The sequence below is a fragment of the Caballeronia sp. GAFFF2 genome, from assembly GCF_023631485.1.
In the GTDB taxonomy this organism is placed as follows: domain Bacteria; phylum Pseudomonadota; class Gammaproteobacteria; order Burkholderiales; family Burkholderiaceae; genus Caballeronia.
Window position 1 is genome coordinate 127,898 of sequence record NZ_JALQDA010000035.1, and the last position, 20,810, is coordinate 148,707.

The following is a 20,810-nucleotide window of genomic DNA, read 5'->3' on the forward strand; positions in this document are numbered from 1 at the left end:
TACAAGTGACGCGGCGGCGCGGTGATCCTTCACATCAATCGAGTGAGTTTGGCGGCGATTGGCGAACGATTGGCGCATCCGTCGGACGCCATCGCGCGTACCAATCTGATACGCGGTGGTCCGATGCACGCTGTCCGCCATATTCGCCAGACGATTCAAGGAGGATCACGCTCTCATGCTCCGCTACGCAGACCGCATTACGTTTATTGGCGCGGGTGTCATCGTGCTGTCCTTGCTGGCCGTCAACCTGCTGCCCAAGCAGGACCGACGCAGCGACGACAGGACGAACATGATGTCGCGCGACCGCGGCGCAGTCGTGCGCGGCAGCGTGCGCGAGGAAACGCCGGAGCCTGCAAAGGCGCCTGTCGTAGCCGTCGCCGATGCGCGTCTCCAGACCGAAACCGCGACCGCAACGGCAACCGCAGCCGAAATTACACGCGATGAACCCGCGACCAGGCCGGTTGCACAGGCAGAACCGGCGCGCGTGCATCGCGCACAGAAGCGGACATTGGAAACCAGAAAGACTGCGCGCGAAAAGCATCGCGGTAACCATGCCGTCGCGCAAACCCGCGTGGCGCCGCTTGAAGCCGCGGCGGTGCGCGCGCCTGTGCCGCCCGTGCAACGCGCGCCGCTCGAATCCGCGGCCGCGAATACGCTCGATAAACCCGCGCGCGCTCCGGCCACGGATGCGCCCATGCCAGTAGCCGCGAAACCAAGCCCGGTTGCTAACGCGGCGCCGGCTTACGTCGTATCGACTCAGGCGCCGAAAACGCGCGCCGAAGTGCAGGACGAGTTGCGCCGGGCGCGCATGAACGGCAACTTGCCTCGCTTCGGCAATCCCGATCCTTACGGTCCCGGTGGCACGCCGAGCGCGACGGCGCCCTAACCGGCGTCAGCGCTTTTCGACTTCGATCGCCTTTGCATAACCCGTCAGTTCGAGATAGCCGCGCCCCCGTTGAGCGGGCGCGAAACCTGTTCCTGTCAGCGTCACCGCGCCCTCCCAGTAAAGCGCGCCGGTGGAATCGCGCGAGTCGAGTTCCTGATCGTCGATGAGCGGTGCAAGCTGCCATTGCAGCGCGCCAACGCGCACCCTCATCGCCACGGGATACGTCGTGCCCGTGCGCGGCGAGCGCCATTGACGTTGCGGCGTGAAGTCGACGTCGGCGGGGCCGTATTGTGTCGCGTGTCCGGCGGCATCGCGTAATGCGGCATGCGCCCAGATCGCGTGGCCGTCGCGGCTGCGCACCTTGAAGGCCATGAGTGCGGAGCCGTCGTCGAGATTCGCGCCGAGCCAGTCCCAGCCGGATGCATCCGACGAAAGCAGCGTGCTCGACCATTCGTGATCGAGCCAGGCCTTGCCGGTGACGGCGACCGTATCGCCTTTTTTCTCGGATGCCGACGGCCGCGTGACGCTTCCGCTAACGCTCAATTGCGGCTCGCTGTAGTAGTAGCTCGCCTGCGCGGGAAGCGGGCCCTTCTGCGAGTAGCCCGCATCGCCTTGCAGCATCGGCGGCTGCGTCGGCGCCAAGACGAGATGCAATGCGAAGCCGGCGGCATCGGCGCTGACGGTGTAGCGGCCGTCCGCTGCGCGCGTCATGCGCCATGAATCGAGCTTGACGTCGGTGTTGCCGTTTTTCGCGTAGGCGAGATCGAAGCCTTGTCGCGCGACGTTCTGATCGTGCACGAGGCGGCCGTGCGCGGGATCGCTCAGGGCGGCATGCGCGATGATGAGTTGCGATGGATCGAAAGCACTCGTTGGCTCGCCCTTGCCGGTCTTCGAACGGAAGAAGGTGATCTGGAAGCCCATCGGCTTGTGATCGGGTGTTTCGAGCCAGCCGGTTGCGTACCACCATTCGGTGCGGTAAGCCGGGTGGGAGCCGGTGTCTTGGGGCCATTGAATGGAGTGGCCGGGGCTGACGGATGCGAATTGCCGGTCGGCGGCGCTGGCTGTGTCGGACGTCTCCGTGGTGCTTGCCGCATTCGCCGCATCTGCCGCATCTGCCGCGCCTGCCGCGCCTGCCGCATCTGCCGCGCCGGCGACGGTCGCCAAAAGCATCATCGTCGAAAGCAAAGACGCACGCATCACCAATCCTCCCGCACCGCGCGCACGGCATCGATGGACACCGCGCGTCTTCCCGCCAGCACCGCCGTCGCGCATGAAGAAGCGAGCATCACGCAGCCGATGATCGCGATCATCGACCAGGGCACATGCAGTGACATCGTCCAGTGAAACGACTGCGGATTGACGATGAACACGAGAATCAAACTGATCGCGAACCCAAGCACGCAACCCATCGCAATACCGAGCAAGGTAAGCAAGCCGCCTTCGCTTGCAAGCAGCGCCAGGATCTGCCCGCGCGTGACGCCGACATGCCGCAGCATGCCGAACTCGCGAGCGCGCGCAAGTGTCTGCACCGAAAACGTCGCGCCCACGCCGAACAGGCCGATCACGATAGCCACGCCTTCCAGCAAATAAGTCACCGCGAAACTCCGGTCGAAGATGGTGAGCGTGCGCGCGCGGATGTCGCCCGGCTGCGAAAATTCGAGCGCGACGCCGAACGGCAAGCGCTTCAGCGCGTCGATCACCTGTGCGGCCGGCACGCCCTTCGACAGCGTGATGCCGGCGTCGGTCGCGGTGGAGTCGCCCGTGATGCGGCGGTAATCGGCGAGCCGGATCTGCAACGCGCCCGTCTGCCGCACGTAGTCGCGCCAGATGCCCGCGATGACGAAGCGCTCCTTCGCCGCGCCGACCGGCAACGCAATGCGCTCGCCGACCCGATAGCCATAAAGATCGACCGTCGCCTCCGACGCCCATACCGGCGTCTCGTTCGGTTGCCACAACGAAGGCGGCAGCACGGAACCCGTCATCTGCAACGTGGCGCCCGGATCGGCGGCATCGATTTCGCGTGCAATCAGCACGATAGGCGGCTTCGCCGAATCGAGCGTCACCTGCGAGGTGCGCAAAAACGCCGTGTGTTCGATGCCCTTTGTCGCCGCGAGTTGCGCCTGCTCGGCCGGACGCAAGCCGCCCGTATCGCCGCTCGACGCCATGCGCACGTAGAGATCGGCGGAGAGCAGATGCATGAGCCATTCTTCCACCGACACGCGAAAGCTCGCCACCATGATCGCCATCGCGACGATCAGCGTGAAGCTCGACAGTACGCCGCCCATGGCAATCGACGCTTGACCGGGCGCATTCGCAAGCCGCGCGAGCGCGAGCGTGGCGATCGTGCTGCGCGCGCGCGGCGCCTTATTCTTTCGCGATGCATACCCGACGCTCGCCGCACGAAACACGATGGCCGTCAGACGCGGCATGAGCGCGATGCCACCGACGAGCAGAAACGCGACGGCGAGATAACCGGCGATGGGGGCATCGAAGACAGGCGGCACTTGCGTCAGCACCACGCCGAGCGCAAGACAGATCAACGCCGGCCACGGCTTGCGCAGCGGCGTGAGCGCGGCTTCCTCGCTGCCCGCCTTGAGCGCGGGCGCGGGCCGCGCGCGCGCCGCTTCGAGCGCGGGAACGAGCGTCCCCGCCAGCGCCACGCCAATCCCGAGCGCAAGAAAGATGGCCGTCGCAAGCGGTTCGAAACCGACCCGCGGCTGCACGCCCGGAAAGTAGCCGCCGCCTAGATCGCTGCCGAAAAAGCGCAGCGCCACCGCCGCCACCGCATAACCCAGCGCAATGCCGATGATCGCGCCCCCCACGCCCAGCAATGCGCCTTCGAGCATGATCTGCCGCACGAGTTGCCTGCGCGTCATGCCGAGCACGCGCAACATCGCGAATTGCGCGCGGCGGCGCACGACGCCCGCCGCTTGCGTCGAAAACACCAGAAACGCGCCGGTAAAAAGCGCGACGAGCGCCAGCACGTTCATGTTGATGCGATACGCGCGCGAAAGCCGGTCGGTGCGGCTTTCGACATCGCGCGTCTGTCCGACGACAAAACGCGCTCCGAGCGACTGCTGCAGCTCGCGCTGGAAGGCGTCGCGATCGACACCGCGCGCGAGTTGCAGATCGACGCGCGACAGCTTGCCCGTCATATGGAAGCGCGTCTGCACCGCCGCAATGTCCATCACCGCGATGCGCTGTCCCGGCAATGCCCGCGCGATTCCGCCCGCCACCCGCAACGGCACCTTCTCGGTCCCGCTCAACAACGCAACCTTGCCACCGGCGCGCGCGCCGAGCCATTGCAATGCGGCGGTCGACAGAAAGATGGCATCGCCCGACAGCACGTCGAACGGCGCGTTGGCGGACGGCACGCCCGTAAGGTCCGGCGCGACGCGCTTGGCGCGGAACACATCGATGCCAAGCACCTTGAGCGGCGCATCGCGGCCGGGCACGGCGGCATCGACTTCGAGCACGGGACTCGCCATGACCACGCCTTCGTGCGCGGCGAGTTGCGGATAGATGTTTTCATCGACGAACGGCTGTGCGCCGCGTACCTGCAAGTCCGCCTGGCCGGACAGACTGCGCGCGGCGGCGGAAAACTCGTTGAACGCGGCGCTGTTGATGAGTTGCACCGCGTAGCCGAGCCCGACGCCAAGCGCGATAGTGAGTATGGCGACCAGCGCGCGGCCGCGATGACTGCGCCATTGCGCGCCGAGCAGCCAGCGCGTAAGCGTGCGGGGCGCGGCGGCGAGCGCCGTCATTGGACGCGCGCTGCGTTGAACGCCGCGAGCGATTCCGCCTCGTGCAAGGTGCCGTCCGCGAGCACGAGCACGCGATCGGCAACCGCGGCGGCCGCTTCGGAATGCGTGACCATGATGGTCGCGGCGCCCGTCGATTTCGTTTCGTGGCGCAAGAGCGCGAGGATTTCGTGCGCCGTTTGCGGATCGAGATTGCCGGTGGGTTCATCGGCGAGAATGAGGCGCGGCCGATGCACCAACGCGCGCGCAATCGCCACGCGCTGCAACTCGCCGCCGGACAACTGTCGCGGCAAATCATCGTCGCGGCCCGCGAGACCGACAGCGGCGAGCATCGCGTTCGCGGGCGCAGGCGGCATGGCGTTGAGCAGCAGCGGCACGGCGACGTTTTGCGCGAGCGTGAGATGCGGCAGCACGTGAAACGCCTGAAAGACGAAGCCGAGCTTCTCGCGGCGCGTGCGCGTGGCGGCATCGTCGCTTTGGGTGGACATCGGCGCGCCATCGATCAGTACGTCGCCGCTGTCGGCGGTATCGAGACCGGCGATCAGATTCAGCAAAGTGGACTTGCCGACGCCCGAGTCGCCCATGATCGCGACGAACTCGCCCGATTCGAGGATGAAGTCGAGGCCCGCGAGCACGATGCGGCCGTTGCCGTAGGACTTGCTGAGGCGGCGGCATTCGAGTGCGGGAGCGATGGAGGGCATGAGGGCCAGGCGTGGGACGGTCGTTTCAAGGGGCAAGTAGTGTACCCGGAGCCATCGCGGCAAGCAGCGACGGCAGCGCTCGCCTCGACGCGCTCACCACCACAAACCACTGCGCCCCGTTCACCAGCCATGCCGGTGACGGGGCGCATCGTTCCAGCGAACAGCGATAAAAAATCAGGTCACCGGCGCCGGATTGAACAGAACCAGCGCGTTATGCAGCTTCAGTTTCTCGGCGCGCGTCTGCTTCTTTCCGCTCGCGACATCGAGCATGAGACGGAACAACTCCCAGCCCACGTCCGCAATCGTCGCTTCGCCCGTCGCGATGGTGCCCGCGTTGATATCCATCAGATCGTGCCAGCGCCGCGCCAGATCCGAACGCGTCGCGACCTTGATGACCGGTACTTCGGCCAGGCTGTACGGCGTGCCGCGTCCGGTGGTGAACACATGCAGGTTGATACCCGCAGCCAGTTGCAGCGTGCCGCAGATGAAGTCGCTCGCGGGCGTCGCCGCGTAGATCAAGCCCTTCTGCTTGACCTTTTCGCCCGGCGAAAGCACGCCCGAAATGGTCGAGCTACCCGACTTGACGATGGACCCCATCGCCTTCTCGACGATATTCGACAGCCCGCCCTTCTTGTTGCCCGGCGTGGTGTTCGCGCTACGATCCGCGCCGCCGCGCTTCAGATAATCGTCGTACCACTGCATCTCGCGGATGATCGCCGCCGCCACTTCGCCGTTCGCGGCGCGCGCCGTCAACTGGGCGACGCCATCGCGCACTTCGGTGACTTCCGAGAACATGACGGTCGCGCCTGCACGCACCAGCAGGTCGGTCGCAAAACCGACTGCCGGATTCGCCGTCAGACCGGAGAAGGCGTCGCTGCCGCCACACTGCACGCCGATCACGAGGTCCGCCGCCGGACACGTCTCGCGGCGACGATTGTTGAGGCGTTTCAGGTGCGAGTCGGCCATGCGCATGATGGAATCGATCATCGACTCGAAGCCGACGTGCGATTCGTCCTGCAGCACGACCGCGCCGCCGTTTTCGTCCGCCGTGAGATCGCCGATATCGGCAACGTCGTCCACTTCCACCGATGCCGCCGCGATAGGAATGGTGCCAGGCGGCATCAGGCGCTCGGGCTGCAGCTTCTCGCAGCCGAGACTCACCATCATCACTTCGCCGCCGAAGTTCGGATTCAGCGCGATATTGCGCACCGTGCGGATAGGCACCATGGCGTCGGGCGCGTCGATGGCGACGCCGCAGCCGTACGTATGGCCGAGGCTCACGACATCGTCGACATTGGGGTATTGCGGCAGCAGTTCCGTCTTGATGCGCGTCACCGCGTGCTGCACGACGTCGGCCACGCACTGCACGGTCGTCGTGATGGCGAGGATGTTGCGCGAGCCGACCGAGCCGTCCGCATTGCGATACCCCTCGAACGTGAAGCCTTCGAGCGGCGAGCTGTCCGGCGCCTTGATGGTCGCGATCGGCAGATCGTGCAACTCGGGCGGCGTGGGCATGCGCAGCACGTGCTCGTTGATCCAGCTTCCCTTTGGCAGCGGCTTGTTCGCATAGCCGATCACGACGTTATAGCGGATGACCGCGTCGCCTTCCTGCAGATCGGCCAGCGCGACCTTGTGGCCTTGCGGCACGCGCTCGCGGAGCACGAGGCCGTCGGCGAACGTGGCGCCTTCGCCCAGACCGCCGTCGTTGACGACGATTGCGACGTTATCGTCCGGGTGCACGCGAATATAGAGCGGGGACTGATTCATTCTTGATGATCCTTGGCGCGAAAACTTCTGCCGGCTAGAGTTATGTCATCCTACAACATAGCCGCCGTCTTTTGGTCGGTGTTTACCCCGAAGAGCGTCGATTCCATTCACTTTTGGTTGTACGACGTCACCCCGTGTTGTACGATGACCTATAAGCGCTGCAACCGCCGGACGCTGCCCACCGAGATAACACCATGACGACACCGCAAGAACTCAAGCAAATCGTTTCCGAAGGCCTGCTTTCTTTTCCCGTGACCGACTTCGACAGCCAAGGCAATTTCCGCGCGGATACTTACGCCGAACGCCTCGAATGGCTCGCGCCCTACGGCGCATCGGCGCTGTTCGTGGCGGGCGGCACGGGTGAGTTCTTTTCGCTGACGCAACCTGAATATTCGCAGATCGTGAAGACGGCCACCGAAGTGTGCCGTGGCAAGGTGCCCATTCTCGCCGGCGCGGGCGGCCCGACGCGCACGGCCATCGCGTTTGCGCAGGAAGCCGAGAAGAACGGCGCGCAGGGCATTTTGCTGATGCCGCATTATCTGACCGAAGCGTCGCAAGAAGGTATCGCGGCTCACGCCGAAGAAGTCTGCAAGGCCGTGCCGAAGATGGGCGTCATTATCTATAACCGCGCCAACTCCAAGCTCAACGCCGACATGCTCGAACGTCTGGCCGACCGCTGCCCGAACCTGATCGGCTTCAAGGACGGCGTGGGCGAGATCGAGCCCATGGTCACCATCCGCCGCCGTCTGGGCGACCGCTTCTCGTACCTCGGCGGCCTGCCGACCGCGGAAGTCTACGCCGCCGCCTACAAGGCGCTCGGCGTGCCGGTGTATTCGTCGGCCGTGTTCAACTTCATTCCGAAGACCGCGATGGACTTCTATCGCGCCATCGCGGCGGACGACCACGAAACCGTCGGCAAGCTGATCGACGACTTCTTCCTGCCGTACCTTGCCATCCGCAATCGCCGTGCGGGCTATGCGGTGAGCATCGTCAAGGCGGGCGCGAAGCTGGTCGGTCACGACGCGGGCCCGGTGCGCGCACCGCTCACCGACCTGACCGAGGAAGAAGTCGCCCAGCTCGACGTGCTGATCAAGAAGCTCGGCGCACAGTAAGAGTACGACAGGCAGGAGACACAAAAACGCGCGGCGCCGTCATCAACGAGCGCCGCGCGTTTTTTTTGCCGTAACCAAAAGGAGATTGCCATGTCGATGAGCCGCGCTGCTGCTCCGGCCGACGCCATGAAGCGCACGAGAGTGCGTTACGTGATTCTGTTGCTGATCTTCGTGATCACGACCTTCAACTATGCGGATCGCGCGACCTTGTCGGTCACCGGCTCCGCAATGCGCGCCGAGTTCGGTTTCGACGCCATCCGCATGGGGTATATCTTCTCGGCCTTCAGTTGGGCGTATGTGCTCTCGCAGCTTCCCGCAGGCTGGCTGCTCGACCGCTTCGGCGCGCGGCGCGTGTATGCGGCGAGTATCTTTCTGTGGTCGCTGTTTACGCTGCTGCAAAGCTCGATCGGCCTGCTCGGCAGCGCCGCCACCGCCGTGACCGCGTTGTTCGTGCTGCGCTTCATGATGGGCGCGGCCGAAGCGCCCGCCTTCCCCGCCAACGCCAAAGTGGTCGCAAGCTGGTTTCCGACGAGCGAACGCGGCACGGCATCGGCCATTTTCAATGCGGCGCAGTATTTCGCCGCTGTCGTGTTCACGCCGTTGATGGCCTGGCTCACGCACGCTTTCGGCTGGCATCACGTGTATATCTTCATGGGTATCGCCGGCTTGCTGCTTGCGCTGACATGGCTCGCTGTCATGAAGAATCCCGCCGATCATCCGGGCATCAACAAGCAGGAACTCGATTACATCGAGGAAGGCGGCGGCCTCGTGCGCGGGCATCGGCGTGGGCGCGTCGGCGGCAACGGTGGCAACGCTTTGGGCTGGAGCGCCGTGCGCCAGTTGCTCACGAACCGCATGCTGCTCGGCGTGTATCTCGCGCAGTTCTGCATCAACGTGCTGACGTACTTCTTCCTGACGTGGTTTCCCATCTATCTCGTGCAGGCGCGTCACATGACGATTCTGCAAGCGGGCCTGATCGCCTCGCTGCCTGCAATCTGCGGCTTTCTCGGCGGCGTGCTGGGCGGCGTGCTGTCCGACTCGCTGATCCGCCACGGGCGTTCGGTCACGTTCGCACGCAAGCTGCCGATCGTCGCCGGCATGTTGCTGTCGTCGTGCATCATCGGCTGCAACTATGTGGATGCGGACTGGCTCGTCGTGGCGTTGATGTCGCTCGCGTTCTTCGGCAAGGGCATCGGCGCGTTGGGCTGGGCGGTGGTCGCGGATACGGCGCCGAAGGAAGCCATCGGCTTGTCGGGTTCGATCTTCAATATGTTCGGCAATGCGGCGGGCATCGTCACGCCGATCGTGATCGGCTATATCCTCGCGCGGACCGGCTCGTTCAACGGCGCGCTGGCGTTCGTCGGCGTCAATGCGCTGATCACGGTGTTTGCCTATCTCGTGATCGTCAAGGACATCAAGCGGGTGGAGTTAAGGCCGGTTTGATGTGTCAGCTCGATGTGTCGGCTTAAGTCGATGAAAGCGGCCTTCGTGGCCGCTTTTTCTCATTCCGCGGCGATCACTTCAATACGCAACGGTTCGCCGCCATTTGCAATCTCGACCAGCCGATCCACATTCGGATGCGCGCCCGGACGGCTGCGCGCATCGGTCGTATGTTCGGCGAAAAGAGCGAGGCCATACTCGGCGGCCTCGACATCGAGCGTGCCGAAGGCCTGCTTGAGATAGCGATACACCGCGAGCGAGCCCTGCTTGCCCGGCTTGTTTTCGATGCTCGACACCACCGCGCCTCGGCTATCGATCAGATCGATACGCCCGATACCATCGATGCCCGGCAATTGCGCCAGGTTGTCCTTGAATAAGCTCTTCGGCTCGATCACGCTTGACGCTCCTGTTCGATAATGGACGTTCGGAAGCGCGCTATCTTAAGTCAAAGGCACGATCACATCGCCAAGCGCGATCGCTCCGCCTTCGATCACGCGTGCCGTGATTCCGCCGAAGCCGCGCACGGCGTTATAGCCGCCGACGCCGAAAGTCTCTTCCATCCGCGAACAGGGATGACATTCGCCGCTCGCTTCGAGCACCGCATCGCCGATACGAAACCGACGGTCCTTCAGCGCATGCAGATTGATGCCCGACGTGACGATATTGCGTCGCAGATCGAATGGCGAGACTTCGTCGCGACCAAGATGGCTCGCAATGGCACGCATGCTTTCGAGTTGTATCAGCGTCACTTGCCGGTTGCCCTGCTTGCGGCTGTAGTGGTCGCCGTCAAGGCCGCCGCCTGTCAGCGCCGTCGTGCTCTCGACCTGTTGCATGGGCGCGCGCCGCGCCGTGCGCAAGCCTATCCATACTATTCCGCCGGGCAGCACGGGCGCGAGCATGAGACGGGCGAGCGGCGAAGCAGGATTGAGCGGCATGAGGACGATGGAAGCGCACGGCGATACGTACGATTCTATCGTTTGCCTTTAACTCGCGTCGGCCTGCAGGCCGTCGACATCGGTCACCGTCCTGGACGCGCGAATCACGCGCATCAAGAGCCACGCAATGAGATAAGCGCTGCCGCAGATCACGAAGATGACGTTGTAACCCGCGCCGATGTTGCCGAGCAACTTGAAGTGGTCGAGCACCGCGCCGACGAAAAGCGGAAAGAGTGTCGCGCCCAAGGCACCCGCCAATCCGCCGATGCCGACCACGGAGCCGACCAGTTGCTTCGGGAACATGTCGGACGCGGTAGTGAAAAGATTCGCCGACCAGCCCTGGTGCGCCGCCGCCGCGAGACTGAGCAAACCGACCATCGCCCACATGTTGTCGATCCACGGCGCGAATGCAATTGGCGTGACGAGCAGCGCGAGGCCGAACATGGTCGTGCCACGCGCCTTCGATACGCTCCAACCGCGCGCAATCAGTTTCGACGATACCCACCCGCCACCCACGCTGCCGATGGACGTCGCGACATACACGATCACGAGCGGCAGCCCGAGGTTCTTCAAGTCGAGATTGAAGCGCGAATTGAAGTACGACGGCAGCCAGAACAGCATGAACCACCAGATGGGATCCGTCAGCAATTTACCGACGAAGAACGCCCATGTCGGCCGCAACTTCAAGAGCGCGAACCAGCTGATGCGCGGTTGCGTCGCGGCGTTGGTGGAAGCGCCATCGTCGATCAGGCGAAGTTCTTCCCGCGACACCTTCTTGTGTTCCAAAGGCGCCTGATACATGAAGTACCAGAAGCCGAGCCACACGAAACCGGTCAGGCCGGTGACGAAGAAAGCCGCTTCCCATCCGTACACGGCCGCGAGCCAAGGCACGGTCGCCGGCGCCACCACCGCGCCGATGCTCGTGCCCGAAGTCAGAATGCCGACCGCGAACGCCTGTTCCTTGCGCGGGAACCATTCGGATACGCTCTTTACCGCGCATGGAAAGCTGCCCGATTCCGATAAGCCGAGCAAGGCTCGCATCACGCCGAAGCCGAAGGTGCTGCGCACGAGCGCGTGTCCGCACGCCGCGATGCTCCACAACAACACGCACACGCCATAGCCGATTTTCACGCCGACGCGATCGACGAGCTTTCCCGACAGCAGCATGCCCACTGCATAGCAAGCGGTGAAAATGACGACGATGTAGCTATATTGCGTCTCCGTCCAACTGAACTGCACCGCGAGCGCGGGTTTGAGCAGACCGAGCACTTGCCGGTCCAAATAGTTGATGGTGGTCGCAAAAAACAGCAGCGCGCAGATGCGCCAGCGGTAACTGGAACGGTCCATGTTTTGTCTCTCTCCACTTCATACGGTTTACTAAGTAATTATCGGGCTCGCGATGACTACGCCGAGAGACGTCAAAATCTCGCGCTGCGTTTCTCGCGAAAAGCCGCCACCCCTTCGAGCGCATCCGGCGATGCCTTGCATACCGAAGCCGCCAGTTCGTGCGCAATTTCTGCCTGGCCCGTTTCGACTAGTCGAAGCAGCCGCTTTCCAACCGACAGCGAGGTCCGCGACCGGCCGACGAGCAACGCGCTCACGGTATCGACACGTGCGCGCAAGGTATCCGCGGGCAAGGCTTCGTTGACGATTCCCCATGCCACCGCGCGCGCGGCATCGATAGGTTCGCCAAGCAGAATCAGTTCACGCGCGCGTACCGCGCCCACGAGTTCCGCGAGACGCGCGCAGCCCATCCAGCCGGGAATCGCGCCGACGGAAGCCTCGGGAAAACCGAGCTTCGCATCGACGCTCGCATAGCGCAGATCGCATGCAAGCGCGAGTTCCAGTCCGCCGCCAAGCGCACTGGCCGAGAGCACCGCGATGGTCGGAATATCCAGTTCCGCGATGCCACGAAACACGCGATTTCCCTCGCGTATGAAGCGCGTGCCCATCTTCTGGGGATCGATGTCGCCCCACTCGTTGATATCCGCGCCGCTCGAAAAGAAGCGCGGACTCGCGGTTTCGAAGCGCAAGACGCGCACGTCATCGTTGCGTTCGACTTCTTTCACGGCGCGCGCGATTTCGTCGAGCATGTGAAGCGTCAGCGCGTTATGACGCGCCACGCGTTCGAGCGTGATGACCGCGATGCCGCCCTCGACGGCGAAGCGAATGCCGGATTCCGATTGCATGCCTGTCTCCTCGTTCCGATTCGTTGTCATGCGGCCGACTCCACTTCGAGCAAATGCTCGTCGACGAGCGGCTCGAACGCCATGCGCGCGAGCACGTCGCGGCGCACGTCAATACCCTTCGCCACTTCGATGAGCCGCACGCCGAGCGCATCGAGCCGGAACACGGCGCGCTCGGTCACGTAGAGGACTTCCTTGCCTTCGAGACGCGCCTGCACACCGCTGAACGTGACATGGCGCACGCGCTTCACGGCCTTGGGCACCGAACCGGGCGTGACTATTTCGAGGCTGTCGGCGTGCTGCTTCACTTCGAGACCTTTCGCCTCGAATGCGCCGCAGAAGACGATCTTCTTCGCGCCCTGTGCAATGTCCATGAATCCGCCCGGGCCGACCACCGTGCTGCCGAGCTTCGACACGTTGACGTTGCCTTCTTCGTCGAACTCGCCCATGCCGAGGAAGGTCACGTCGATACCGCCGCCGCTGTAAAAGTCGAACTGATCGACGCTCGGGAGAATGGCATCGGCATTTCGCGCCGTGCCGAACATGGCGCCGTCGAGCATTACGCCGCGATGCACGCCCTGCTCCACCGATCCCCAGTAGTCGTTGACGCGCCCCTGTCTTGCGAGCACGGCGGGAATCGCGCCCGGAAAGCCGAAGCCGAAGTTCACCGACTGGTCCACGCCAAGTTCCCGTGCCGCGCGTTCGGCGACGATCAGGCGCATGCCTTCGGGATAAGCCGCCTCATCGTTCGAAGAGTGCGCTTCCAAGAGCGCTTCGCCGCTCAACGCCGCGTCGTAGTCGCTGATCGCACATTGACGTTGCGCGGGCGTCTCGACGATCCGGTCGACCATCACGCCGGGAACGCGCACGAGCCGGGCGGGCACGTAGTCTTGCGAACGCGTCTTCACCTGCGCGACGACCGTGCCGCCGCTGTTGTGCGCGGCGAGCGCGACCGCGTAGATATCGAGGTCGGCGGGTTCGTGGCGCGTGGTGAGGTTGCCGCTGTCATCGGCGGAAGACGCCATGACGATGGCCCAGTCGATGCGAAACGGCTTGTAGCGCAAATACTCTTCGCCGCCCAGCGTCACGAGTTCGACGAGATCCTCATGCGTTTGATCGTTGAGCTTGCCGCCGCCGAAGCGCGGATCGACGAACGTGCGCAAGCCGACGCGCGTCAGCACGCCAGGACGCTTCGCCCCGATCTCGCGAAACAGCGTGGCAATCACGCCGCCCGGAAAGCTGTACGCCTCGATACGGCCGCTCTCGGCGAGTTGCTGCATGGCCGGCGACCAGACCCAATGTCCGCCGATCACGCGCCTGACCATGCCTTCGTGCGCAAAACGGCCCAGACCGCTGGCGCGCCCGTCGCCGACGCCGAGCGCGTGAACCACCGTCAAGTCACATGGATGCCCCGTCGTCAGAAAACGCGTTTCGATGGCGGCGAGCACGGCGTCGGGTTCCAGCAAGCCGCCGCCGGAACCGGTGATTGCAATCGTCGCGCCGTCAGGGATCGCGTTCGCGACGGCCTCGGCGTGAATCCATTTATCCAATTTGAATTACCTCGCTCTAATTCACTAAAAACGAACTGGTTCGTTACTTAGAGAAGATGTTGGCACACGCTCGGATCGGCTTCAAGCGCTCGATGAACAAAGTGGGGTTTACGATGATCACGTCGACAGTCCGCGCATTGCCAGTGCCGGCGGCGTCGGCTAACGTTCAGGCTTCGAACACGAAAGAGACGGGGCAATGCCGATAACGACCGCCGAAGCGCCGGACGCGCCGAAGAAAACCAAACGCACGCGCGATCCAATCCAGACGCAGACGAAGATCCTGGCCGCGGCCAAGGCGGAATTTGCGAAAGTCGGGCTGGGTGGCGCGCGCATCGATTCGATCGCCGAAAAGGCGGGCGTCAACAAGCGCATGATTTACGAATACTTCAAGGGCAAGGACGAACTCTTTCAGGCGGTGCTGGAAGACGCGTGGTCCGATATTCGCGACGCGGAGCGCAAGCTGGAACTCGGCCACTTGCCGCCCGCCGAGGCCATCCGCGCGCTCATGACGTTCACCTGGGAGTATTACCTCAAGCATCCCGAGTTCATGGCGCTCGTGAACAGCGAGAATCTGCATCGCGCGCGGCATGTGAAGAAGTCGCTGCGTTTTCGCGAACTGCACGGCGGTTTCATCGACATGCTGCAGTCGATTCTCGACCGTGGCGTCGCGGCCGGCGACTTCCGCAGCGGCATCGACGCGCGCCAGTTGCATCTGACGCTTGCGGCCATCGGCTACTACTACCTCACCAACCGCTTCACCGGCGAAGTCATCTTCGGCTTCGATTTCGTCTCGAAAGAGGCGCTGCGCGAACGCCTCGAATTCAATATCGATACCGTGCTCAGCCTGCTGCGTCCGCGCTGACCGCATTTCGGCGGCCCTTCCTCTGCCGCCGCTCTCCTACTAAGTAAAAACCCTCTTCGGCCCAATATCGCTTGATTTATTAAATAACGAACCGTATCGTTACTTATAATTCATGGAGGGAAAGGGCAATGAACGAACGTCCCGTTGCGCTCGTCACCGGCGCGCGTCGCGGCATTGGCCGCGCGATCGCGCTGGAACTCGCAAGCGCCGGTTTCGATATCGCCATCACGGATATCGCCGCATCCGCCGAACTCGACGATGCCCGCGACGCCGTCATCGCACGCGGCGCACGATGCGCGGTGCAACTCTCCGATCTCGCCGACATCGCGCAACACGAAAGCCTGTTTGGCGCAATCGAAGAACGTCTGGGACCGGTGACGTGTCTCGTCAACAATGCGGGCGTCTCGGTGATGTCGCGCGGCGATTTGCTCGATGTATCGCCGGAAAGTTACGACCGGTGCCTCCAGGTGAACACGCGCGGCACGTTCTTTCTGATGCAGGCGTTCGGGCGGCGCATCGCACGCACTACCGCTGCGCCTGGGGCGAACTATCCACCTTCGATCATCACCATCACTTCGTCGAATGCCGTCGCGGCCTCCGTGCAGCGCGGCGAGTATTGCGTGTCCAAGGCCGGTCTCTCCATGGCAACGACGCTCTTCTCGCTACGGCTCGCGGACTTCGGCGTGGGCGTCTACGAAGTGCAGCCGGGTTTCATCGAAACCGAGATGACGGCGCCCTCGAAAGCGCGCTATGACGTGCAAATGGAACACGGTCTCACCGCGATCAAGCGCTGGGGCACGCCGCAAGAAGTGGCTTCCGCCGTGCGCACGCTCGCCACGGGCGGCTTGCCCTACAGCATCGGCCAGCCGATTCGCATCGACGGCGGTCTTCTCGTTCACAAATACTGAGCATACGCATGCAGATCACGCTTCCGACCGAACGCGGCACACTGGAAACCTATCGTCTGATTGGCACGCCGCTCGTGCCGCGCCAACCCGATGCGCCGTTCAATCGCATCGCGTACTCGGCGGCGCATGTCGTCGCCGATCCACGCAAGAGCGGCGAGCTTCACGAACCCGTTGCGATCGACTGGGCGCGCACGCTCGAGTATCGGCGCTATCTGATCGGGCAAGGGCTCGGTATCGCCGAAGCGATGGACACCGCGCAGCGCGGCATGGGCCTGCCGTGGAAGAGCGCGCTCGAGCTGATCACGCGCACGATAGCGGATACGCGTGACATGCCCGGCGCTTCGATCGCTTCGGGCTGCGGCACCGACCACGTCGCGCCGCATACAGTCGGCTCTTGCGACGACGTGATCCGCGCCTACGCCGAACAACTCGAAGCCATCCAGCACGCAGGCGGCCGCGTCATCCTGATGGCAAGCCGCGCGCTCGCACGGGTGGCGCGAAATGGCGACGATTACCGGCGCGTCTATCGTGAAGTCCTGTCGATGTGCAATGAGCCCGTCATCCTGCACTGGCTCGGCGACATGTTCGACCCGGAACTCGCGGGTTATTGGGGCGCGCCAGACTACGAGAGCGCGGCGCGGACGTGTCTTGACATTATCGGCGAGAACGCGGCGAAGATCGACGGCATCAAGATTTCGCTGCTCGACGACGCGAAGGAGATCGCGTTTCGGCGCCGCCTTCCGCATGACGTGAAGATGTACACCGGCGACGACTTCAACTATCCTGTTCTGATAGAAGGCGACGAGGTCGGGCATTCGCATGCGCTGCTCGGCATTTTCGATGCCATTGCGCCCGCCGCATCGCAGGCGCTCGCCGCGCTCGCCGTCAACGATCACGCGCGCTATCACGCGTTGCTCGCGCCGACCGTGCCGCTATCGCGCCATATTTTTCGTGCGCCGACGCAGTACTACAAGACGGGCGTCGTGTTTCTCGCGTATCTGAACGGCTTTCAGGATCACTTCTTCATGCTCGGCGGGCACCACGGCATGCGGCCGCCCGTGTATCTCGCGGATGTATTGCGTCTTGCCGATCGCGCTGGCCTACTGCGCGATCCCGAGCAAGCGATTGTGCGAGCGCGCGCGGTTTTATCGGCCCTCGGTTGCGGCGCCTGACATCATGCGCAGCCTGCAAGGAAGACTCGATCTATGCTCGATCAACACGGCGACGCTTGGCCATCGCGAGCCGCTCGACGTGACCATCGACCGTATCGCGCGTGCGGGATTCGGCGGCATTGCGCCGTGGCGGCATGAGGTGGAACAAGCAGATGTCAAGCAGATTGCACGGCAGATTCGCGCGCACGGACTCACGGTGACGGGCTATTGCCGCTCGACTTACATTCCGGCGACGACGCGTGCTGGGTTCGACGCGAACATTGCAGCGAACCGCGCGGCTCTGCGCGATGCAGCGATTCTCGACGCACGCGCCTTTGTCATGGTCATGGGCGCGCTGCCCGATGACAGTCGCGACCTGCGCGGCGCGCGCGAGCAGATAGCGGAAGGCATAGGCTTATTGCATGAAACCGCACGTGACTGCGGCGTGCCGCTCGCGCTCGAACCGCTGCATCCCATGTACGCGGCAGAACGTTCGGCCATCAACACGATCGCGCAAGCGCTGGCGATATGCACGGACATCGATCCTCATGCGGATGGCTTTCTCGGCATCGCTGTCGATGCCTACCATTGCTGGTGGGACCCGGCGCTCGTCGAATCGATAGGCGCGGCGGGAAGCGACAAGAGGATTCGTGCGTTTCACGTATGCGACTGGCTGCGCGACACGCGCGACATGTTGCTCGATCGCGGCATGATGGGCGACGGCGTGATCGAACTCGCGGCGCTGCGGGCCGCGGTCGAACGGGCGGGCTATGACGGTTTGATCGAAGTGGAGATTTTTTCGAAGGACAACTGGTGGCGCCGCGATCCCGCCGATGTGCTCGACATTTGCGCGCAGCGTCTGCCGAGTGTGTGCTGAAATCTTGGCCTAGTTGGTTTGCGCTTTCTTGGCTCTTGTCGCTGGGTCATCGAGAATGTATCGTACGGTTCATGCCTCAAGGAGAAACACGCATGAACCCAAGGATCGTCATACGCCATCTCGATACGCCCGCCGACTGGACGCGCGCTTTCTCGGTGATGAAACAACTGCGTCCGCATCTGACGGATGCCACGGCTTTCTGCACGCAACTGCGAGCACAGCATGAACAAGGCTACCGTTTGATCGCCGCGTCCGACGCGGACACGGTCCTCGGACTCGCGGGTTATCGCACGCAGATGAATCTGATCTATGGACGCTTTGTCTACGTGGACGATCTCGTCGTCACGAACGAGTTGCAACGTAGCGGCATCGGCGCAAGCCTGCTCGATGCCGTGCGCAACATCGCGCGCGAATCCGATTGCGCCCGCTTCGTGCTCGACACAGGCCTGCATATGGCGCTCGCGCAGCGCTTCTACTACCGCAATGGCTTGCTCGCGCGAGGCATGCATTTCGTCGAGACGCTGAACGACACGACGGAGCAGACGCGATGAGACTTCTTCTGCTCAACGCCAGCCCGCATGGCGAGAACAGCCACGGCCATCGACTCGCCATGGAGATGATCGAGCGTCTGCGCAGCGCCAATATCGTCGAAGTGATCGAACGCGATCTGACGGCGCATCCGCTTGCGCCCATCACACGCGATTATGCCGGCAACGTTACCTCGCGCACGCCCGATGCCAGCGCGTTCGATCTCTCCGAAACGCTGGTCGGCGAGATAGAAGCGACCGATGCGCTCATCATCAACACGCCGATGCATAACTTCACCGTTCCCGCCGCGTTGAAACTATGGATCGACTATGTGTTGCGCATTCATCGCACGTTCGCGGCCACGCCCGAAGGCAAGATCGGCTTGATGCGCGACCGGCCCACGTTCGTGATCGTCGGGTCCGGCGGTTTTCATACAGGGGAACGCGCGCGTCAGCCGGACTTTCTGACGCCGTATCTGCGATATGCGCTGGGTTCCATCGGCATTCACAGCGTGCAGTTTTTGTTGCTGCAGGGGCTCGTCATGGGAGACGCCGCAGTCGAGGACGCGTTGCGTGTTGCACGCGCCAGGCTCGCGCATCATGCGCTCTTCGCTTCGAGCGATTCCGTCGCGCTCTAATCGCGCTTTAATCGCGCTTTAGCCATCGAACGCGCGCCTCAGCATGCGCGCAAGACGCGACGCTTCCGCTGCGGTGCCGACATTGGCAAAGCCGAGCACGAGGCCACTCAACGTGCGCTTCGTGCGTTTGCCCAGATACCACGCCGATAAACCGATCACCGCGAACCCTGCCTCGCGGGCGCGCGCGGCGACAGCGAGATCATCCACGGGACCGTCGCGGCCCGCATTGAAGATGGCCACCAGATGCATGCCGCCAGCGGGCAACTCCACGCTCAGCCTCGCCCCGAACGCCTGCACGAGCGCATCGGCAAGCAAGGTGCGACGCTCGTCGTACAACGCACGCATGCGCTTGAGATGCCGCGCGAAATGCCCTTGCGCGATGAAGTCCGCCACGGCCGCCTGCAATAGATACGGCGAGCCCGCGTTGGTGCTCCTCGTCAATTGCCCGAAGCGCGCGACGGCCCGCTCGGGCACCACCACATACGAAAGCCGCAAGCCGGGAAACAGCACCTTGCTGAAGGTGCCGCAATAAATCACGCGATCATCCCGGTCGAGGCTCTTCAACGCCGGCAACGGACGCCCGACGTAGCGAAACTCGCTGTCGTAATCATCTTCCACGATCCAGCTTCCCGCGCGATTCGCCCAGTCGAGCAGCTTCATGCGCCGCGCGAGCGAAAGCGTGACGCCAAGCGGACTCTGATGCGACGGCGTAACGAACGCAAAGCGCGCATTCGGCGCGAGCGCTACGCCGCGTTCGACATCGAGACCTTCGTCATCGACCCGTACCGGCACGAGCCGCAGTCCCGCTTCGATAAGAAAGTTACGCGCGAGCAGATAGCCCGGTTCCTCGAACCACGCGCTGTCGCCCGGTCGAGCGAGGCCGCGCAAGATGAGTTCGAGCGTCGCGCGATAGCCGTTGGTCACGAACACCTGTTCCGGCGAGCATTCCACACCGCGCGACAAGCCGACATACGTTGCAATGTGCTCGCGCAACGGTCCATAGCCCGCTGGTTCCGGATAGGTGAGCGCGGCGACATCGCCGCTTCTCGCGCGATACGCCACGAGCCTGCTCCAGACCTTGCGCGGAAAGGCATCGAGCGCGGGCAGGCCGGGGCGTAGCGGCTTCGCGTCGTTGCCGATGTCATCCGCACGCGCAGGCTGCGCGGGCGCAAGCGCGCGGTCACGGCTCTTGCGCGATCGCGCGGCGGTCGCCGACGGAGGCAACGACGACGATACGAACGTACCCGCCGCGCCGCGCATGTGCAGATAGCCTTCGTTGACGAGGATGCTGTAGGCCAACTCCACCGTGCCGCGCGCGGTGTTGAGCTGCGTCGCCAAGCCTCGCAAGGCGGGCACGCGGTCGCCGGGCCGCAAATGCCCTGCCGCGATAGCCGACTTGAATCGCTCGCAAATCTGCAGATAGATCGGCAATTCCTCGCGCCGGTCGATTTCCATGTTCCACGCCATGACGCATCCTATGGCCTAGTCAATCTTGCGAATCTTGTCCCT

At 63.6% G+C, this 20,810-nt stretch carries 19 protein-coding genes; 9 read left to right on the forward strand and 10 right to left on the reverse strand.

The features are described from left to right. Positions 1–175 precede the first annotated feature (175 nt). The gene (locus NCT04_RS26745; RefSeq protein ID WP_250468474.1) at positions 176–886 is read left to right on the forward strand and encodes a DUF4148 domain-containing protein; all 711 of its coding nucleotides are present in this window, start codon (positions 176–178) and stop codon (positions 884–886) included. A 6-nt stretch (positions 887–892) separates the two neighbouring features. Here the strand turns inward: NCT04_RS26745 and NCT04_RS26750 are convergent, their stop codons facing one another. The 4 genes from NCT04_RS26750 to garD form a co-directional block, all read right to left on the reverse strand. Then, positions 893–2,083 (reverse strand): lipocalin-like domain-containing protein, encoded by a 1,191-nt coding sequence (locus NCT04_RS26750; RefSeq protein ID WP_250468476.1) that lies wholly within the window; start codon positions 2,081–2,083, stop codon positions 893–895. Beyond that, a complete protein-coding gene (locus tag NCT04_RS26755; RefSeq protein ID WP_250468478.1) occupies positions 2,083–4,650 on the reverse strand; it encodes an FtsX-like permease family protein in 2,568 nt (855 codons plus the stop codon). The genes NCT04_RS26750 and NCT04_RS26755 overlap by 1 nt, the downstream gene beginning before the upstream one ends. Continuing rightward, positions 4,647–5,348 carry an ABC transporter ATP-binding protein gene (locus NCT04_RS26760; protein ID WP_244830087.1) on the reverse strand — a complete coding sequence of 234 codons (702 nt, stop codon included), beginning with the start codon at positions 5,346–5,348 and terminating at the stop codon, positions 4,647–4,649. Before NCT04_RS26760 ends, NCT04_RS26755 begins: the two co-directional genes overlap by 4 nt. A 174-nt stretch (positions 5,349–5,522) precedes the next feature. Continuing rightward, a complete protein-coding gene (garD, locus tag NCT04_RS26765; protein ID WP_250468480.1) occupies positions 5,523–7,115 on the reverse strand; it encodes a galactarate dehydratase in 1,593 nt (530 codons plus the stop codon). 194 nt (positions 7,116–7,309) lie between these two features. Between garD and kdgD the strand changes: the two genes are divergently transcribed. Then, entirely contained in the window at positions 7,310–8,227 is a 918-nt protein-coding gene (gene kdgD / locus NCT04_RS26770) for a 5-dehydro-4-deoxyglucarate dehydratase (protein ID WP_244830083.1), read from the forward strand. A 90-nt stretch (positions 8,228–8,317) separates the two neighbouring features. After that, the gene (locus NCT04_RS26775; protein WP_250468482.1) at positions 8,318–9,670 is read left to right on the forward strand and encodes an MFS transporter; all 1,353 of its coding nucleotides are present in this window, start codon (positions 8,318–8,320) and stop codon (positions 9,668–9,670) included. 59 nt (positions 9,671–9,729) lie between these two features. Here the strand turns inward: NCT04_RS26775 and NCT04_RS26780 are convergent, their stop codons facing one another. The 5 genes from NCT04_RS26780 to NCT04_RS26800 form a co-directional block, all read right to left on the reverse strand. Next, a complete protein-coding gene (locus NCT04_RS26780; RefSeq protein ID WP_250468483.1) occupies positions 9,730–10,062 on the reverse strand; it encodes a DUF2322 family protein in 333 nt (110 codons plus the stop codon). Between the two features lie 45 nt (positions 10,063–10,107). Then, positions 10,108–10,602, reverse strand: coding sequence for an MOSC domain-containing protein (locus NCT04_RS26785; protein ID WP_250468490.1), 495 nt, complete (start codon positions 10,600–10,602; stop codon positions 10,108–10,110). A gap of 48 nt (positions 10,603–10,650) precedes the next feature. Then, on the reverse strand, positions 10,651–11,949 hold the full coding sequence (locus tag NCT04_RS26790) for an MFS transporter (protein WP_250468497.1): 1,299 nt from the start codon (positions 11,947–11,949) through the stop codon (positions 10,651–10,653). Positions 11,950–12,020: 71 nt separating this feature from the next. Next, entirely contained in the window at positions 12,021–12,791 is a 771-nt protein-coding gene (locus NCT04_RS26795; RefSeq protein ID WP_250468499.1) for an enoyl-CoA hydratase/isomerase family protein, read from the reverse strand. Positions 12,792–12,817: 26 nt separating this feature from the next. Beyond that, positions 12,818–14,338, reverse strand: coding sequence for an acyl CoA:acetate/3-ketoacid CoA transferase (locus NCT04_RS26800; RefSeq protein ID WP_250468500.1), 1,521 nt, complete (start codon positions 14,336–14,338; stop codon positions 12,818–12,820). Positions 14,339–14,534: 196 nt separating this feature from the next. On the opposite strand from NCT04_RS26800, the gene NCT04_RS26805 reads away from it, so the two are divergent. The 6 genes from NCT04_RS26805 to NCT04_RS26830 all read left to right on the forward strand — a co-directional run bounded on the left by NCT04_RS26805 (position 14,535) and on the right by NCT04_RS26830 (position 19,301). After that, on the forward strand, positions 14,535–15,200 hold the full coding sequence (locus tag NCT04_RS26805; protein WP_244830074.1) for a TetR/AcrR family transcriptional regulator: 666 nt from the start codon (positions 14,535–14,537) through the stop codon (positions 15,198–15,200). 128 nt (positions 15,201–15,328) lie between these two features. After that, entirely contained in the window at positions 15,329–16,108 is a 780-nt protein-coding gene (locus NCT04_RS26810; protein ID WP_250468502.1) for a 3-ketoacyl-ACP reductase, read from the forward strand. A gap of 8 nt (positions 16,109–16,116) precedes the next feature. Beyond that, the gene (locus tag NCT04_RS26815) at positions 16,117–17,280 is read left to right on the forward strand and encodes a dihydrodipicolinate synthase family protein (RefSeq protein WP_250468503.1); all 1,164 of its coding nucleotides are present in this window, start codon (positions 16,117–16,119) and stop codon (positions 17,278–17,280) included. A gap of 4 nt (positions 17,281–17,284) precedes the next feature. Continuing rightward, positions 17,285–18,136 carry a sugar phosphate isomerase/epimerase family protein gene (locus NCT04_RS26820; RefSeq protein WP_250468505.1) on the forward strand — a complete coding sequence of 284 codons (852 nt, stop codon included), beginning with the start codon at positions 17,285–17,287 and terminating at the stop codon, positions 18,134–18,136. A gap of 92 nt (positions 18,137–18,228) precedes the next feature. Continuing rightward, positions 18,229–18,687 carry a GNAT family N-acetyltransferase gene (locus NCT04_RS26825; RefSeq protein ID WP_250468510.1) on the forward strand — a complete coding sequence of 153 codons (459 nt, stop codon included), beginning with the start codon at positions 18,229–18,231 and terminating at the stop codon, positions 18,685–18,687. Continuing rightward, the gene (locus NCT04_RS26830) at positions 18,684–19,301 is read left to right on the forward strand and encodes an FMN-dependent NADH-azoreductase (protein WP_250468518.1); all 618 of its coding nucleotides are present in this window, start codon (positions 18,684–18,686) and stop codon (positions 19,299–19,301) included. The genes NCT04_RS26825 and NCT04_RS26830 overlap by 4 nt, the downstream gene beginning before the upstream one ends. Positions 19,302–19,319: 18 nt before the next feature. On the opposite strand, the gene pdxR is transcribed toward NCT04_RS26830, so the two are convergent. Continuing rightward, positions 19,320–20,768, reverse strand: coding sequence for a MocR-like pyridoxine biosynthesis transcription factor PdxR (gene pdxR / locus NCT04_RS26835; protein WP_250468520.1), 1,449 nt, complete (start codon positions 20,766–20,768; stop codon positions 19,320–19,322). Positions 20,769–20,810 lie beyond the last annotated feature (42 nt).